Below are 16,741 nucleotides of genomic sequence, written 5' to 3' on the forward strand. Positions count from 1 at the left end.
CTCAGAAATCGTCCTTCTTGGTCAGTTCCAGTTCCATCGCATCGGCGGTACGGATGGCCGCGTCGATGGCGTCACTCAGCTGCTCGGCACTGGCATTGGCGTCGATCTTCACCACGAACATGGCCACTTTGTCCTGCTTCACCCAGCCCCCCATCTTGGCGTCCTGGGAATCCTCCAGCAGGCGGTTGGCCACCTGCGCGGTGAACTGCCGGGTGCTGGCCTGGTAGGCCGGCGACCAGACCTCGCGGATGGTGTGGCTGCCGAAATCCTCCACCGCCGAACGCACGTAGACCATCTGGCTGCGGTCCCCTTCCATGTCGAACACCAGCCGGTAGTCGCCGTCCTCGTCGATGTCGTAGGTGTAGCCCAGCGTGTCCAGGTGGCGGCCGACGGCCTTGTCGGCCACCGCCTTGTCGGCAGCCGGCGTGGTGGCCGCACCGGCTGTGCCGGCGAGGGCCAGGGCGGTCAGCAGGGCAGGAAGAAGGGTCCTTTTCATGAAGATCCTGTGAAACGTGCGTCGTCGGAAGAGGCAATTGTGACGACCGGCGACCGTGGCGTCCAATCCCGTCCCGGGCACGCATGACGGCCGCAGCCTCTATAATGGGCGGATGCCACGCGAGCCTTCCCAAGACCAACAGCATGACCATGGCGTCCTGCTCGACCCGGCCCGTCCCGAGGTCGCACCGCCGCCGTTCTACCAGGTCATGCTGCTCAACGACGACTACACCCCGATGGATTTCGTGGTGGATGTCCTGCAGCAGTTCTTCAACATGGACCTGGACAAGGCCACCCAGGTGATGCTTCACGTGCACACCCGTGGCCGCGGTGTCTGCGGGGTGTTCACCCGCGAGGTGGCCGAGACCAAGGTCGCCCAGGTCAACGAATATTCGCGCATGAACCAGCATCCGCTGCTGTGCACGATGGAAAAGGCCTGAAACCAGGCCTGACGTGAGGCCCTGGGGTCTGCGGCCGTTGCCCGGCCGGGCGTTTCGTCCGGGCCCGGGCCGGCACCTCTTCACCGGCAATCCGCACTGTTCCAGCCATGTCGGCAACCGCACCCTTGGCTGCGGCCATGCCGCCAGCATCTCCACAGGCAATCCATGGCAGCCGCCGAGCGCCTGCCCGATGCCTGTATGACGGCCCACCATCACGTCATGCCCGCCCTTGGCCCCGGTACGTTTGGGCCATGGGTGATGTAGTGTGCGAAGCAAGGACGTACGCCAGAGGCGATCTGCTAACGCCATCTGAACGTGCCGATCCGCTAGGGTGATGGAAAACGCGTCGTCAGGCCGCATATTCTCCACAACTGCCGCCGGAGTACCCCATGTTCAGCAAAGACCTCGAACACACCATCGGCCAGTGCTACAAGCGCGCCCGTGAGGCCCGGCATGAGTTCATGACGGTCGAACACCTGCTTCTGGCACTGCTTGACAACCCTTCCGCCCAGGCCGTGCTCAAGGCCTGCGGCGCCGATGCCGAACGCCTGCGCCAGGAACTGGAACAGGCCATCGAGGCTTCCGTGTCCCGCCTGGCCGAAGATGACGGCCGCGACACCCAGCCGACGCTGGGCTTCCAGCGCGTGCTGCAGCGGGCCGTCTACCACGTCCAGTCTTCCGGCAAGAAGGAAGTCACCGGCGCCAACGTGCTGGTGGCCATCTTCGGCGAGAAGGATTCCCACGCGGTCTACTACCTCAACCAGCAGGATGTGACCCGGCTGGACGTGGTCAATTATCTGTCCCATGGCATCGCCAAGCAGGGCGAGGAAGGCGAGCAGCCCTCCGCCTCCGAAGGCGAGGGCCGTGCCGAGGGCGGGGAGGGCGAGCCGAAGGGCGACGCCCTGACCGAATTCGCCAGCAACCTCAACGACCAGGCCCGCAGCGGCAAGATCGACCCCCTGGTGGGCCGCGCCGATGAGATCGAGCGCACCATCCAGGTCCTGTGCCGCCGCCGCAAGAACAACCCGCTGTACGTGGGCGAGGCCGGCGTGGGCAAGACCGCCATCGCCGAAGGCCTGGCCCGCCGCATCGTGGAAGGCGACGTGCCGGACGTGCTGGCCGATGCGGTCATCTATTCGCTGGACCTGGGCGCCCTGGTGGCCGGTACCAAGTACCGGGGCGATTTCGAGAAGCGCCTGAAGGGCGTGCTGACCGCGCTGAAGAAGGTGCCCAACGCGGTGCTGTTCATCGACGAGATCCACACCATCATCGGCGCCGGCTCGGCGTCGGGCGGCACCATGGACGCCTCCAACCTGATCAAGCCGGCCCTGGCCTCGGGCGAGCTGCGCTGCATCGGCTCGACCACCTTCCAGGAATACCGCGGCATCTTCGAGAAGGACCGCGCCCTGGCCCGCCGCTTCCAGAAGATCGACATCGTCGAGCCGACGGTGGGTGAGACCTACCAGATCCTGCAGGGGCTGAAGTCCAAGTACGAGGCCCACCACGGCGTGACCTACGCCGACGATGCGCTGCAGGCCGCCGTGGACCTGTCGGTCAAGCACATCGGCGACCGCCTGCTGCCGGACAAGGCCATCGATGTCATCGACGAGGCCGGTGCCCGCCAGCGCCTGCTGCCCGAGGGCCAGCGCAAGGAACTGATCGACGTCGAGGAAGTGGAGGCGATCGTGGCCAAGATGGCGCGCATCCCGGCCAAGCAGGTCAGCGCCACCGACAAGGATGTGCTGCAGCACCTGGAGCGCAACCTGAAGATGGTGATCTTCGGCCAGGACCCGGCGATCGAATCGCTGGCGTCCTCGATCAAGCTCGCCCGTTCGGGCCTGGGCAATCCGGAAAAGCCGATCGGCAACTTCCTGTTCGCCGGCCCCACCGGCGTGGGCAAGACCGAGGTGACCAAGCAGCTGGCACTGCAGCTGGGCATCGAACTGGTCCGCTTCGACATGTCCGAGTACATGGAGCCGCATTCGATCAGCCGCCTGATCGGTGCTCCTCCGGGCTACGTCGGCTTCGACCAGGGTGGCTTGCTGACCGAGAAGATCGTCAAGACGCCGCACTGCGTGCTGCTGCTGGACGAGATCGAGAAGGCGCACCCGGACATCTTCAACATCCTGCTGCAGGTCATGGACCGTGGCGTGCTGACCGACACCAACGGCCGCGAAGCCAACTTCAAGAACGTGGTGCTGGTGATGACCACCAATGCCGGTGCGACCCAGGCGGCCCGCCGCTCGATCGGTTTCACCAAGCAGGACCACGCCACCGACGCGATGGAGACCATCCGCCGCAGCTTCACCCCGGAATTCCGCAACCGCCTCGATGCGGTCGTGCAGTTCCAGGCGCTGGGCTTCGAGCACATCCTGCGTGTGGTGGACAAGTTCCTGATCGAGCTGGAGATGCTGCTGCAGGACAAGCACGTCAGCCTGTCGGCCACGCCGACCGCGCGCGACTGGCTGGCCCATCACGGTTTCGACCCGCTGATGGGCGCGCGCCCGATGGCCCGCGTGATCCAGGACAAGGTCAAGCGCCCGCTGGCCGACGAGCTGCTGTTCGGCAAGCTGGTCAATGGCGGCAAGGTCAGCATCGATGTGCGCGACAACGAACTGGTGATCGATACCCAGGCCGAGCCGGAGCGGTTGCTGCCGGCAACCGTGGAGTAAGGCCGCCACTGCCGGCCGGTGTCCACAAGGGCGGCTTCGGCCGCCCTTGTGCTGTGCGGGCCTCAGCGGGTGCGGCGACGGACTTCGCGCTCGAACCGTCCGGCATCGATGGCTTCAATGCGGGCCACCGGGCAGGAGCCACGGTCGGTCTTCAGGCGGCTGCTGCCATCGGCGCACAGTTGCGTGGCCTGTGCGCGGCCTGTCTGGAACTGTGTCTGCCGGGAGATCGCGACTGAGGGGCAGCTGCCGCGGAAATGCACGATGTAATGCGCCTGGTCCGAGTGCAGCAGCACGCTGGCATCGTCGCCGGCCCGTACGATCTGCGGATCGCTGGCAAGCGGTACGCAGCTGGACGGCGCCGTGGCGTTGTCGGCGGCCTGGGCCAGCCCGGCCAGCCCCAGGCTGCAGGCGATTAGGGCGGTGGCGAGCAGGGCATGGAATGCGGTCATCTTCATGGCGATCAGGGGGGTGTTGCGATCCGGAGTGGACCGGTATCCAGCATCCATGCCGCGCGGCGTGCGGGAATCTGCCGCAAGGATGGCTGACCGATGCCATGGTGTGACCGGTCACGATGACCTCTGGCAGGGCTGCAGGACATACGCCTGCCGGTAAACGACCACGGGCCAGCCGCCATGGCTGGCCCGTCATGCAACGTCACGGCAGGTGCGGGCGGCGCGCGCCGCCGGCATCAGTGTTTCAGCAGTGCAAGGCGCTTGAAGGTGGCGGCGTCGATCGGTTCGATCGCGGCGATCGGGCAGTGGCCGGTGTCGGTGCGCAGGGTGCTGCGCGCGCCACCGCACAGCTGCCCGTCCTGGCCTGCGGTGGTGAACGTGAAGTGATGCGAGGTGGCGGCGCTGATGCAGCGCTTCTGGAAATGCACGCGATAGTGGGAGGTGCCGTCACGCAGCAGCAGGTCACGGTCGGCACCGGCACGGACGATCTGCCGGTCCTGGCCCAGTGCGATGCAGTGCTGGGCCGATGGCGCAGCGGGGGCGGGAGTGGCGGCCGATGCAGGCCCGGCCTGCAGCAATGCCGTGGCGAGCAGGCCCGAGGCCAGCAGATGACGCAGGGTGGGGGCGTTCATGGCGGCGATGGAATGGCGACCCGGATTGGATCGGATCCCACCTTGCGCCCGCCACGGCAAGGGCGAATCTGCCGCAAGCACCGCTGACCGATGTCACGGTGCCTGAGGTCACGATGACCTCCGGCCCGGGGAGGGTGGTGTCGGGAAATCCGGGCATGACAAAAGGCCAGCAACCAGGGCTGGCCTTGTCAGGGTGGCGCGCCGCGCCGGACCGCTTACTTCATGCGGTAGGTGATACGGCCCTTGGTGAGGTCGTACGGGGTCATTTCAACCTTGACCCGGTCACCGGTAAGGATGCGGATGTAGTTCTTGCGCATGCGGCCGGAGATGTGCGCGATGATCTCGTGCCCATTTTCCAGGCGGACGCGGAAAGTGGTGTTCGGCAGCGTCTCGCTGACAGTGCCCTCGAACTCGATGGAATCGTCTTTCGACATGTAGTCCTGTGCGGTTCAGAAAACGGCCACGGCGGGCCTAAGCCGGCTATTTTACGCCCGGACCGCGTGGCTTGCAAAGTTTGTGTTAACCCCCGGCCAGATCGGCGGCCGGCCAGCCCCCTGCAAGCCCTTGCCAGCTGCCGGTCCGGCCGTCTTCACGCACGGCACGGCGGACGTGGTCCAGGAATGCCTCGCGCGGCAGGTGCTCGGCGCCCATGCGCAGCAGGTGCGGGTTCTCCACCTGGGCATCGATCAGCGGCCAGCCCCAGCCGTGCAGGGTGCGGGCCAGGGCGGCCAGGGCGACCTTGGACCCCCCGCTGGCGCCGCTGAACATGCTTTCACCGAAGAACATCGTGCCGATGGCCACGCCGTAGATGCCGCCGACCAGGGTGCCGTCGTCCCAGACTTCGATGGAATGCGCGAACCCGAGCTCATGCAGCCGCACGTAGGCCTGGACCATCGCCGGGCTGATCCAGGTGCCGTCCTGGCCGGGGCGGGGCGCGGCGGCGCAGGCCAGCATCACCTGGGCGAACGCGGTGTCGGCGCTGACCTGCCAGCGGCACTGGCGCAGCTGGCGGCGGAAGCGGCTGGACAGGTGCACGCCATCGGTGCGGAACACCATGCGCGGGTCCGGCGACCACCACAGGATCGGCTCGCCCTCGCTGAACCACGGAAAGATGCCGCCGGCATAGGCGTTGAGCAGGCGCAGCGGGTGCAGGTCGCCACCGACCGCCAGTAATCCGTCGGGCTGCCGCAGCGCGGTCTCGGCAGGTGGGAATGGCGCATCCGGGCCGTCGGCCAGGCGCCAGGGCAGCGAGCGGGTCATGGGGGCATTGTAGGCGCAGCGATCCCGCGCCCTGGTGGATGCCAATCCTGGTTGGCGCCTCGAATGCTACACACCCGCACGGAACGGACTGTGGCCCTGCAGGGCCTGCTGGTAGCGCCGTACATCGGTGCGTTCCCGGCTGCACCAGTCCTGCAGTGCGTCGGCGAAATCCGCATCGGCCACCCAGTGCCGGCTGCGCACCCGGGTCGGCAGGAAGCCCCGCGCGAGCTTGTGCTCCCCCTGCGCACCGGGTTCGAAGCGGGTCAGCCCTTCGCGCAGGCAGTATGCGATGCCCTGGTAGTAGCAGGCCTCGAAATGCAGGCCGGGCAGGGTAGCACCGCCCCAGTAGCGGCCATACAGGGTGTCGCCACCGCGCAGGCACAGGGCCCCGGCAATCGGCTCGCCATCCTGCTCGGCCAGGAACAGCACCAGCCCGCGCCCCAGCCGGATCGCCAGATGGCGCAGGAAGGCCTCGGTCAGGGCAGGGGCGTTGCCGTATTCCAGGAAGGTCTGCAGATAGAAGCGGTACATCGCCTGCAGGTCGGCGCGGCTGGCCTCGTTGCCATGGATCACGCGGAACGTGATGCCCTGGCGGGCGACCTTGGCGCGTTCCTGGCGGATGTTCTTGCGGTGCTTGTGGTCCATCGCAGCGAGGAACTGCTCGAACGTGGTCCAGTCGCCCGGGTTCTGCCATTGGAACTGGATGTCCTCGCGCAACAGCCACGCATCACCGAAAGCGCGCTCCTCGGCAGCGGTGTGGAAATTGATGTGCGCCGAGGAGACGCCGAGTGCTGGCAGCGCATCGCGCAGTGCAGGCAGCAGGGCATCGCGCGCCACGCCGTGACGGGCCAGCAGCCGCGGGCCCGTCACCGGCGAATAGGGCACTGCGCCCACCCACTTGGGGTAGTAGTCGCGGCCGTGGCGGGCATAGGCATTGGCCCAGGCATGGTCGAACACGAATTCGCCATGCGAGTTGGTCTTCAGGTAGCCGGGGATGGCCGCGACAAGCGTGCGGCCCTCCCACAGGGTGAAATGCCGCGGTTGCCAGCCCCATTCCTCGCGCAGGCAGCCATGTTCCTCCAGTCCAGACAGGAAGGCGTGGCTGACGAAGGGGTTGGTGCCGTCGTGCAGGGCGTCCCAGTCGCCGGCGGGAATGGCCTGGAGGGTGTCGAGGAAGCGGGGGGAGGGCATGGGGGAAGGATAGGACACTCTGTCGCGGGTTGCCGTTGGAGGTGTTCAGTGATTTGAGAAAAATACGAAACGCCGCAGTTTGTGGTTGAGCGCCATTCAGTGCGTTATCCGATGTGGATAGTGGTGATAGGCGGGTTTGAGTCGCCAGCCACTATCTTGAAGGAGAGCAATGTGATTACAGTCGCGGCAATCGTAGCGCTGGCGCTGGCCGGTCAGGTCGAAGCCCAGCAGTCAGCGTTCCGGCGGGAAGCTTCCGGCGGGGATCCAGCCATGGATGCCATCGTCACTCGAGCAAGCCAGGAAGCGCTTGATGCATATCGCCGGCAGAGCCATCTGAGTACCCCCTCCGAAGCCGTCTCCAGCTATGACATCGCGACGGGAATGATCCGGATCGACCTCAGGGGCGGACGGTTGCCCGGAAATGGCGGCGCAGAACTGGAGGATCTGCAGGGGTTCATTTCCAATGGTGTTCTAGAGTCAGCCAGGCCGATCCTGCCGGCGGCGGGAACGAAGTTCTACTACAACGGCAAGGACTTCGAAGATCAGTACCCGGATGACGCCAAGGGAGACAGGGAGAGTCGGGCCGAGCGCCAGAATGACGGGCCTGTCGTTGTATCGGCTGGGCATGGCTGGTACTACCACCATGGATTCCGCGACTGGCGGGCGCAGCGAGATCCGTCTAACGGAATCATCGAGGACGAGATCACGCCTGGATATGCCGATGAGCTTCGGCAATGGTTGATCGAACGAAGTCAGGTGGCTGCGGTTCGCGTCCGCTCGGGCGCTCTGGATCCGCATGATCGCAGCGGGCAGGCGTGGTGGCGTATGGGGGGAAGGTACTCCCTGGAAGTGTCTCATCCAGATCAGCCCGATCTCTGGAACTCTCTCCCTACGTCCACCCATCCCCTTCGAGAGAGGGATGAAGACATACGTAGTCGCCCGCACTACGCGAACCTGTTGAACGCCCGGGCGCTCTTCCATCTGCATACCAACGCCGGAAGCCCCTTGGCATCCGGGGCGCGGGCATATGTGGCCGAGGGACGCCCAGAGGACTACCGGCTGGCGAGTCGCGTATGTGCTACATGAAAGAGTTGATCAATTCAAATGACGATTACGCGAACTACGCCGTCGCTGCTGCACCTGAAACGGGGCGGCACGGTGAAAACATGCGGGCGAACATGCCGTCGGTAATCATCGAAGCGGGATTTCACACCAGTGCCTCGGACGCAGTTGCCCTTCAGGATCCGGTTTTCCGCACCGCCTCCATGAAGGGTGTCGAGAAGGGCTACCGGCTCTATCGGGAAGGAAAGGACTGCATCCCATTGAAGGCTGCTCCCATCGATGGAATCCGGCTGCCGCAAGGTGGCTCGGAGCAGGTGGACGTGACCTTCGAAGGCTACCCGCAATACCCCATCGAACTGGTCACCACCAATGTCGGCTGCCCGCCGGGCTGGACCTGCACTGATGGCCGGGTGCGCATCGAAGCGCCGGATGCCAAGCCGAGCCGGATCACCCTGCGCTGCGAGAACGCGGGCAGTGCGCCGATCCTGTGGGATACCCGGGTTGTGGATGCCGATGGGGTCAAATCGCCAGCGGTGCGGCATGTGGTGCAGTGCATCCGCACCGCGCGCGACCCGGTCGCGCCTTCGCTCACGCCGGGCTGGGGAGCGGCTGCCACGGCGGGGTGATGCCCGGAGGCGGGCGCTGTTGCGCCCGCCTTTGAAACAGGCTCAGGGCCTCAGCCTGCCTTAGCCTGCCTTGCCCTGTGCGTCCAGGTAGCGCTCGGCATCCAGCGCGGCCATGCAGCCGAAGCCGGCCGAGGTGATGGCCTGGCGGTAGTGCTGGTCGGCCACGTCGCCGGCGGCGAACACGCCTTCCACCGAGGTCTGGGTGGCGTTGCCGCCCAGGCCCGAGCGGATTTCCAGGTAGCCGTTGTTCATCGCCAGCTGGCCGTCGAACAGGGTGGTGTTCGGGTGGTGGCCGATGGCCACGAAGAAGCCATGGGCCTCGATGTCGCGGGTGCTGCCATCGACGGTGCTCTTCACGCGCACGCCGGTCACGCCCGCTTCGTTGCCCAGTACTTCGTCCACCTGGTGGTGCCAGACGGTTTCGATCTTGCCAGCCGCCACCTTGGCGAACAGCTTGTCCTGCATGATCTTTTCCGCCTTCAGGGTGTCGCGGCGGTGCACCAGGTAGACCTTGCGGGCGATGTTGGACAGGTACAGGGCCTCTTCCACGGCGGTGTTGCCGCCGCCGACCACCACCACGTCCTGGTCGCGGTAGAAGAAGCCGTCACAGGTGGCGCAGGCGGACACGCCGCGGCCCTTGAAGGTCTCTTCCGATGCGATGCCCAGGTACTTGGCGGTGGCGCCGGTGGCGATGATCAGGGCGTCGCAGGTGTACTCGGCGCTGTCGCCGATCAGCCTGAACGGGCGCTGGGACAGGTCGGCGGTATGGATGTGGTCGAAGATGACTTCGGTCTCGAAGCGCTCGGCGTGGGCCTGCATGCGCGCCATCAGGTCCGGCCCCATCAGGCCGTGGGCGTCGCCCGGCCAGTTGTCCACCTCGGTGGTGGTCATCAGCTGGCCGCCCTGCTGCAGGCCGGTGATGACGACCGGCTTGAGGTTGGCGCGGGCGGCATAGACGGCGGCGGTCCAGCCGGCCGGGCCGGAGCCGAGGATGACGAGCTTCTGGTGGCGGGAGGGCTTGCTGGTGCTCATGTAGACTCGCGAAAAGGTCGATGGGACAAGGCGCGGCGCGGTTTGCGCCGACGCTGCGGCACCCCATAGAGTGGAGGCACGGGCAAGGCGATTCAAGCCGATGAATGGAACGGGGCGGCCTGTCGGCCATCCCGGGCGGCTGCGTCAGGGGCTTGGCGCAGGGGGTCCCGGCGGCGGCGCACGGCATAACTGAAAACTGACGCCGACTCGTTTATTATCAACCACTAACAGCATTTTCCAAAGGTCCGGTCTAAGGTGGCGAAGCAGGTCCCCGAACGCTCCAAGTCTGACGACAACAAACCGTCGCGACGCACGGCGGCGACAAGCGACAATCCGCGCCGCCAGCGCCTGTGGCGTGACCTGGGGTTGATCGCCATCGCCCCGGCGTTGCTGTACCTGGCCGCCAGCCTGTTCACCTATTCGGCCACCGATCCGGGCTGGTCGCACACCGGCAGCGTGGTCGCGCCGGTGCACAACATGGGCGGACGGGCAGGGGCCTGGATCGCCGACGTACTGCTGCAGCTGTTCGGCTGGGTCGCATTCCTGCTGCCGGTCGTGCTGGGCGCGCTGGCGTGGTTCGCCATGTTCGGCCTGAAGCGGGAAGCCAAGGGCGAGAACGACCTGGACCCGGCCCTGCGCCTGGTCGGCCTGGTGGGTTTCCTGATCGCCGGCACTGGTTTCATGCACGTGCGTTTCTTCAATGGCGTTGATGTCGCCAGTGCCGGCGGCATCCTCGGCAAACTGGTCGGCAATTCGCTCACCATCGGCTTCGGGGCGCTGGGGGCGAACCTGTTCGTGCTGGTGCTGCTGCTGGCCTCGATCACCCTGGCCACGGGCCTGTCATGGTTCATGGTGATGGAAAAGATCGGCCGTGGCGTGATGTCGCTGGCGCCACTGCTGGCGCGCAAGACCGAGCAGGCCACCGAATGGAAGCAGACCCGCGTGATGCGCGAGGAACGCCAGGAAGTACGCAAGGCCGATGCCGAAGTGCGCGCCAAGCGCGAGCCGGTGAAGATCGAGCCGCGCCCCGAGCCGGTCATCGAGAAGAGCGACCGCGCCAAGCGTGACACCCAGATTCCGATGTTCCGCGGCGTCAACAGCGATGGTTCGGACCTGCCGCCCCTGGCGCTGCTGGACGATCCCAAGCCGCAGCCGAAGGGGTATGACGAGCAGACCCTGGAAACGCTGTCGCGGCAGATCGAGTTCAAGCTGAAGGACTTCCGCATCGAGGCGCAGGTGGTCGGTGCCTACCCGGGCCCGGTCATCACCCGCTTCGAGATCGAGCCGGCGCCGGGCATCAAGGTCAGCCAGATCAGCACGCTGGACAAGGACATCGCCCGCGGCCTGTCGGTCAAGTCGGTGCGCGTGGTGGACGTGATTCCGGGCAAGTCGGTGATCGGCCTGGAAATTCCCAACGTCACCCGCGAGATGATCTTCCTGTCCGAGCTGCTGCGCTCGAAGGAATACGACAAGTCGGCCAGCGTGCTGACGCTGGCGCTGGGCAAGGACATCGCCGGCCGCCCGACCGTGGCCGACCTGGCCCGCATGCCGCACCTGCTGGTGGCCGGTACCACCGGCTCGGGCAAGTCGGTGGCGGTCAACGCGATGGTGCTGAGCCTGCTGTTCAAGGGCTCGCCGAAAGACCTGCGCATGCTGATGATCGACCCGAAGATGCTCGAGCTGAGCGTCTACCAGGGCATTCCGCACCTGCTGGCGCCGGTGGTCACCGACATGAAGGAGGCCGCCAACGGCCTGCGCTGGTGCGTGGCCGAAATGGAGCGCCGCTACAAGCTGATGAGCGCGGTGGGCGTGCGCAACCTGGCCGGCTTCAACAAGAAGGTCAAGGATGCGCAGGACGCCGGGCAGCCGCTGATGGACCCGCTGTTCAAGCCGAACCCGGAGCTGGGCGAGGCCCCGCGGCCGCTGGAGACGCTGCCGTTCATCGTCATCTTCATCGACGAATTCGCCGACATGATGATGATCGTCGGCAAGAAGGTCGAAGAGCTGATCGCCCGGCTGGCGCAGAAGGCGCGTGCGGCCGGCATCCATCTGATCCTGGCGACCCAGCGCCCGTCGGTGGATGTCATCACCGGCCTGATCAAGGCCAACATCCCGACCCGCATCGCTTTCCAGGTCAGTTCCAAGATCGACTCGCGCACCATCCTGGACCAGTCCGGCGCCGAAACCCTGCTGGGCCACGGCGACATGCTGTACCTGCCGCCGGGTACCGCCATGCCCGAGCGTGTGCATGGCGCCTTCGTGTCCGATGACGAAGTGCACCGCGTGGTCGAGCACCTCAAGGCCATGGGGCCGGCCGACTACATCGATGGCGTGCTGGATGAGGTGCAGACCCTGGGCGACGGCGTGGTGGTCGGTGCGACCGGCCTGCCGGAAACCAGCGCGGCCGGTGATGAATCCGACCCCCTGTACGACGAAGCGCTGCGGGTGGTCACCGAAACCCGCCGCGCGTCGATTTCCGGCGTGCAGCGCCGCCTGAAGATCGGCTACAACCGTGCTGCGCGCCTGATCGAGGCCATGGAAGCGGCCGGTGTGGTCAGTGCCCCTGAACACAATGGCGACCGTACCGTGCTGGCACCGCCGCCGCCGAAGTAAGCTGCCCGAAGGAATCCGGCATGAAACACGTTTTTCCCTGCGTGCTGGCGCTGGCCGGCCTGTTGATCGCCGCGCCGGCCTGGGCCGGTGGTGATGCCGCCGCGTCCGCACCGACCCCGGCGCCGCCGGCGGCCCGCAGCGATGGCGAGGCGGCCAACAACTTCAGTTTCGTGCGCTACCGTGCCGACTACCAGGTGCGGCCCGATGCCGGCAACGTGCAGACCGAGACCTACGAGATCCTGCTCAAGACCAAGGCGGCGGTGGAGCAGTTCAGCCAGGTGCGGCTGAGCTACAGCGAAAAGATGGAGCAGCTGGATGTGCTGTCGGCCTATACGCTGACCGCCGATGGCCAGCGCCGTGACGTGCCGGCCGACCGCATCTATACGCAGGAAAGCTATTCCAGTGCCTCGGCGGCCATGTATGCCGACCGCAAGGTGCGGGTGATCGTGTTCCCGAACCTGGCCCCGGGTACGCGCCTGGTCTACCAGGTGCGCCGTACCCAGCAGGTGCCGTACTTCCCGGGCTACTTCGGCCTGTGGGAAACCTTCAACGTGTTCACCCCGTACGACGATGCCGAAGTGACCCTGAGCGCACCGGCCAACCTGCCCATGTACGTGGACAGCCAGGGCGTGCAGGGCAGTGACAGGCCGGTGGTGCGCAATGGCCAGGCCACCTGGCGCTGGCGCTACCAGCGCCGCGAACCGCTGCAGGCACAGAACTGGTCGGCCGCGGTCTGGGAGTTCAGCCCGGGCATCATGGCCAGCACCTACCGTGACTGGCCGCAGATGGCGCGTGCCTACCAGCACAAGGCCGGGCAGGCGGCGCAGGTCACCCCGGGCGTGCAGGCCCTGGCTGACGAGCTGACCCGCGGCATCGATGACCGCCGCGAGCAGGCCGCGGCGCTGTACCGCTGGGTGGCGCAGAACATCCGCTACGTGGCCGTGTACCTGGGCAATGGCGGGCTGGAGCCGAACAGCGCGCAGAGCATCCTCGACAACCACTATGGCGACTGCAAGGACCATGTGGTGATCCTGGAGGCGCTGCTGGCGGCCAAGGGCATCGCCAGCACGCCGGTGCTGATCGGCGCCGGTGGCGGCCCGACGCTGCCGAAGATTCCGGTGCTGGGGCGCTTCAACCACGCCATCACCTACATCCCCGAATTCAAGCTGTACCTGGACTCGACCAGCACCTGGGCACGCTTTGGCCAGCTGCCCGATGGCGATCTGGGCGCGCCGGTGCTGCACACCGGTGATGCCACGCTGGCGCGCACGCCGGCCAATGATGGCCAGCGCAATGGCACGGCACTGGACGTCACCTTTGATTTCGATGCCCAGGGCAACCTGCGTGGCCAGACCGTGCCCTCGCTGGGCGAGGCGGCCGAAATCGGCCTGCGCGCGCAGTTCGTGCGGCTCAATGCGCAGAACCGGGCGCGCGCCGAGGAGTCGATCATGGCCAGTTCCGGCTTCGATGGCAGCGGCCAGCTGCAGGTCGAAGGCGAGCCGGCCGACCTGACCCGGCCGTTCAACTTCCGCTACCGCTTCCAGGCCGAGGACTACGTGGATTTCAGCGTGGTCGGCGGCATGACCGTGCCGGAGCCGCCGGGCGGTGAATCGATGCGCGCGCTGTATGCCAGCACCTCGGCGCCGGACAACGCCACGCCGTTCTACTGCAATGCCAGCCTGCGCGAAGAGACCTACCATCTGAATCTGCCGGCCAACGCCCCGATCATCGCCATTCCGGCCAGCCAGCATTTCCGCAACGCTGCCGGTGATTACCAGGTGGACTGGCGCCGGCAGGGCCAGCAGGTCACCGTGCATCATCGCCTGGTGCAGAATGCCGTGCGCGGTGCCGATGCGCTGTGCCAGCCGCAGGATTACCCGGCCTTCCGCGCGCTGTACCAGCAGGTCCGGCGCGGGTTCCGCGGCCAGGTGGTGTACGGCGAACTGGCGCGCTGAATCCACGCATGGCGTGGATCTACCGGATCCATGCGCATGCGCGGAACCCGTCGCGCCGCGCGATGCGTGAATGAGCCCCGCGCGATCACCGGGCGGGGCATAATGGCCCTGATCGCCCATTCAGCTTCCCTTGGGCACACTGCAGTCCACCTTAGCCAAGCGCCTGTGCGCTGACGGGATCCCGCATGAACCTTCGCCTCCGCCGATTCCTTGCCACCACCACCCTGGCCGTGGCCTGCGCCGCCGCCAGCAGCGCCTGGGCCGGTGCCCGCGACGACCTGAAGGCCTTCACCAGCGGTCTGAAGGGCCTGGATGGCCAGTTCAGCCAGCAGGTGTTCGACAACCGCGGCAAGGTCAAGGAAAGCACCAGTGGCCGTGTCGCCCTGTCCGCGCCGCGTCTGTTCCGCTGGGAATACATCAAGCCGCACGAGCAGTTGATCGTTGCCGATGGCAAGAAGGTCTGGATGTATGAGCCGGACCTGCAGCAGGCCAGCGTGCGTGGCCAGGGCAAGGAAGAACAGAACAGCCCGCTGACCGCGCTGATCAATCCGGCCCTGCTGGAGCAGCAGTACGACCTGAGCGAGGAAGCGGCTGCCCGTGACGGCCTGCAGTGGCTGTCGCTTTCGCCCAAGCGCGAAACCGAAGCCAGCTTCCAGTACGCCGCGCTGGGCTTCAATGCACAGGGCCTGGCCAAGATGGAAATCACCGACGCGGTGGGCCAGCGCACGGTCATCAGCTTCACCGGCTGGAAGCGCAACCCGTCCTTTGCCGCCGGCACCTTCAGCTTCACTCCGCCGAAGGGCACCGACATCATCGGCGAGTGATCCATGGCGCCGGGCCGGGCCCGGCGCTACCTGGCTCTGGCAGGTGCCAACCTTGGTTGGCACGCTCTCGCGGTACAATGCCCCGGTGCCAAGACAACGCTCAACTTCCTTCCCCGGTCCCGATCTGCTGAGCGTCGATCGGGACCACCTGCGCCCGCTGGCCGAGCGCATGCGCCCGCGGACCCTGGATGAAATGGTGGGGCAGAAGCGCCTGCTGGCATCGGGCAGTGCACTGCGCCGCGCGGTCGAATCCGGCCGTGTCCACTCGATGATCCTGTGGGGGCCGCCGGGCTGTGGCAAGACCACGCTGGCGCTGCTGCTGGCCGAGTACTCCGACGCCGAATTCCGTGCCATCTCCGCCGTGCTGTCCGGGTTGCCGGAGGTGCGCCAGGTGCTGGCCGAGGCGGCACAGCGGTTCGCCGAAGGCCGGCGCACGGTGCTGTTCGTCGACGAGGTGCACCGTTTCAACAAGTCGCAGCAGGATGCGTTCCTGCCGCACATCGAACGCGGCACCATCCTGTTCGTCGGTGCGACCACGGAAAACCCCTCGTTCGAACTGAATTCCGCTCTGCTGTCGCGTTGCCGCGTGCATGTGCTCGAAGGGGTCTCGCCCACCGACATCGTCGAGGCACTGCAGCGCGCGCTTGGCGATCGCGAGCGCGGCCTCGGCGAGGAGGCGATCGATGTTGCGCCGGAGCTGCTGCTGGAGATCGCCACGGCGGCCGACGGCGATGTGCGCCGTGCGCTCACGCTGCTGGAAATCGCCGCCGAACTGGCGGCCGACGAGGGCGGGCGCATCACCCCGCAGACGCTGTCACAGGTGCTGGCCGACCGCACCCGCCGTTTCGACAAGGGCGGGGAGCAGTTCTACGACCAGATCTCGGCGCTGCACAAGTCGGTGCGCAGTTCCAATCCCGATGCCGCGCTGTACTGGCTGACCCGCATGCTCGATGGTGGATGCGATCCGGCATACCTGGCGCGGCGGTTGACCCGCATGGCCATCGAGGACATCGGCCTGGCCGATCCGCGCGCGCAGACGATGGCGCTGGAAGCCTGGGACATCTATGAGCGGCTGGGAAGCCCCGAAGGCGAGCTGGCCTTCGCCCAGCTGGTGCTGTACCTGGCCAGCACCGCCAAATCGAATGCCGGCTATGCCGCCTTCAACCAGGCCAAGGCCGACGTGCGGCAAAGCGGCACCGAAGAGGTGCCGCTGCACCTGCGCAACGCGCCGACCAAGCTGATGAAGGAGCTGGGCTACGGCGCCGAGTACCAGTACGACCATGACGCCGAGGGCGGCATCGCGCTGGACCAGACCGGCTTCCCCGATGCGATGGGTGAACGGGTGTACTACAGCCCGGTGCCGCGCGGGCTGGAAATCAAGCTGAAGGAAAAGCTCGACCGGCTGCGTGCACAGCGCGAAGCGGCGCGGGCGGCAAAGGGGCGGTGACGCCCGCGGCCGGGTGGGGCAGCGCTGTCCGCGCGGGATA

The 16,741-nt window shown here is 66.6% G+C and carries 15 protein-coding genes; 8 read left to right on the forward strand and 7 right to left on the reverse strand.

Annotated elements, in window-relative coordinates:
• Nucleotide 1 precedes the first annotated feature (1 nt).
• Complete coding sequence (locus tag Q9R17_RS18555; protein WP_308156048.1) at nt 2-496, reverse strand: hypothetical protein; 495 nt, start codon at nt 494-496, stop codon at nt 2-4.
• Between the two features lie 112 nt (nt 497-608).
• Here Q9R17_RS18555 and clpS point away from each other — a divergent pair, with 112 nt between their 5' ends.
• Nucleotides 609-935, forward strand: coding sequence for an ATP-dependent Clp protease adapter ClpS (clpS, locus tag Q9R17_RS18560; RefSeq protein ID WP_308156049.1), 327 nt, complete (start codon nt 609-611; stop codon nt 933-935).
• A gap of 389 nt (nt 936-1,324) precedes the next feature.
• Nucleotides 1,325-3,607 (forward strand): ATP-dependent Clp protease ATP-binding subunit ClpA, encoded by a 2,283-nt coding sequence (clpA, locus tag Q9R17_RS18565; protein WP_308156050.1) that lies wholly within the window; start codon nt 1,325-1,327, stop codon nt 3,605-3,607.
• A gap of 62 nt (nt 3,608-3,669) precedes the next feature.
• On the opposite strand, the gene Q9R17_RS18570 is transcribed toward clpA, so the two are convergent.
• The 5 genes from Q9R17_RS18570 to Q9R17_RS18590 form a co-directional block, all read right to left on the reverse strand.
• Nucleotides 3,670-4,062: a hypothetical protein gene (locus Q9R17_RS18570; protein WP_308156051.1), complete on the reverse strand. Its 393-nt coding sequence runs from the start codon at nt 4,060-4,062 to the stop codon at nt 3,670-3,672.
• 233 nt (nt 4,063-4,295) lie between these two features.
• On the reverse strand, nt 4,296-4,691 hold the full coding sequence (locus Q9R17_RS18575; protein WP_308156052.1) for a hypothetical protein: 396 nt from the start codon (nt 4,689-4,691) through the stop codon (nt 4,296-4,298).
• Between the two features lie 215 nt (nt 4,692-4,906).
• Nucleotides 4,907-5,125: a translation initiation factor IF-1 gene (gene infA, locus Q9R17_RS18580; RefSeq protein WP_005409596.1), complete on the reverse strand. Its 219-nt coding sequence runs from the start codon at nt 5,123-5,125 to the stop codon at nt 4,907-4,909.
• 85 nt (nt 5,126-5,210) lie between these two features.
• On the reverse strand, nt 5,211-5,951 hold the full coding sequence (aat, locus tag Q9R17_RS18585) for a leucyl/phenylalanyl-tRNA--protein transferase (RefSeq protein WP_308156053.1): 741 nt from the start codon (nt 5,949-5,951) through the stop codon (nt 5,211-5,213).
• Nucleotides 5,952-6,017: 66 nt separating this feature from the next.
• Nucleotides 6,018-7,142 carry a GNAT family N-acetyltransferase gene (locus Q9R17_RS18590; protein ID WP_308156054.1) on the reverse strand — a complete coding sequence of 375 codons (1,125 nt, stop codon included), beginning with the start codon at nt 7,140-7,142 and terminating at the stop codon, nt 6,018-6,020.
• 270 nt (nt 7,143-7,412) lie between these two features.
• Here Q9R17_RS18590 and Q9R17_RS18595 point away from each other — a divergent pair, with 270 nt between their 5' ends.
• Together Q9R17_RS18595 and Q9R17_RS18600 are read left to right on the forward strand one after the other, a co-directional pair.
• On the forward strand, nt 7,413-8,228 hold the full coding sequence (locus tag Q9R17_RS18595) for a hypothetical protein (protein ID WP_308156055.1): 816 nt from the start codon (nt 7,413-7,415) through the stop codon (nt 8,226-8,228).
• Nucleotides 8,225-8,830, forward strand: a complete 606-nt coding sequence (locus tag Q9R17_RS18600; RefSeq protein ID WP_308156056.1) for a hypothetical protein — start codon at nt 8,225-8,227, stop codon at nt 8,828-8,830. The genes Q9R17_RS18595 and Q9R17_RS18600 overlap by 4 nt, the downstream gene beginning before the upstream one ends.
• 60 nt (nt 8,831-8,890) lie before the next feature.
• On the opposite strand, the gene trxB is transcribed toward Q9R17_RS18600, so the two are convergent.
• Nucleotides 8,891-9,862 (reverse strand): thioredoxin-disulfide reductase, encoded by a 972-nt coding sequence (gene trxB, locus Q9R17_RS18605; protein ID WP_308156057.1) that lies wholly within the window; start codon nt 9,860-9,862, stop codon nt 8,891-8,893.
• A 255-nt stretch (nt 9,863-10,117) separates the two neighbouring features.
• Between trxB and Q9R17_RS18610 the strand changes: the two genes are divergently transcribed.
• From Q9R17_RS18610 to Q9R17_RS18625, 4 genes are all read left to right on the forward strand, one after another.
• Nucleotides 10,118-12,475, forward strand: a complete 2,358-nt coding sequence (locus Q9R17_RS18610; protein ID WP_308156058.1) for a DNA translocase FtsK — start codon at nt 10,118-10,120, stop codon at nt 12,473-12,475.
• Nucleotides 12,476-12,495: 20 nt separating this feature from the next.
• The gene (locus tag Q9R17_RS18615) at nt 12,496-14,430 is read left to right on the forward strand and encodes a DUF3857 domain-containing protein (RefSeq protein WP_308156059.1); all 1,935 of its coding nucleotides are present in this window, start codon (nt 12,496-12,498) and stop codon (nt 14,428-14,430) included.
• A gap of 185 nt (nt 14,431-14,615) precedes the next feature.
• Entirely contained in the window at nt 14,616-15,254 is a 639-nt protein-coding gene (gene lolA / locus Q9R17_RS18620) for an outer membrane lipoprotein chaperone LolA (RefSeq protein WP_308156060.1), read from the forward strand.
• A 169-nt stretch (nt 15,255-15,423) separates the two neighbouring features.
• Complete coding sequence (locus tag Q9R17_RS18625) at nt 15,424-16,701, forward strand: replication-associated recombination protein A (RefSeq protein WP_308156061.1); 1,278 nt, start codon at nt 15,424-15,426, stop codon at nt 16,699-16,701.
• Nucleotides 16,702-16,741: the final 40 nt, after the last annotated feature.

The organism is Stenotrophomonas sp. 24(2023), from assembly GCF_030913365.1.
Lineage (GTDB): Bacteria > Pseudomonadota > Gammaproteobacteria > Xanthomonadales > Xanthomonadaceae > Stenotrophomonas.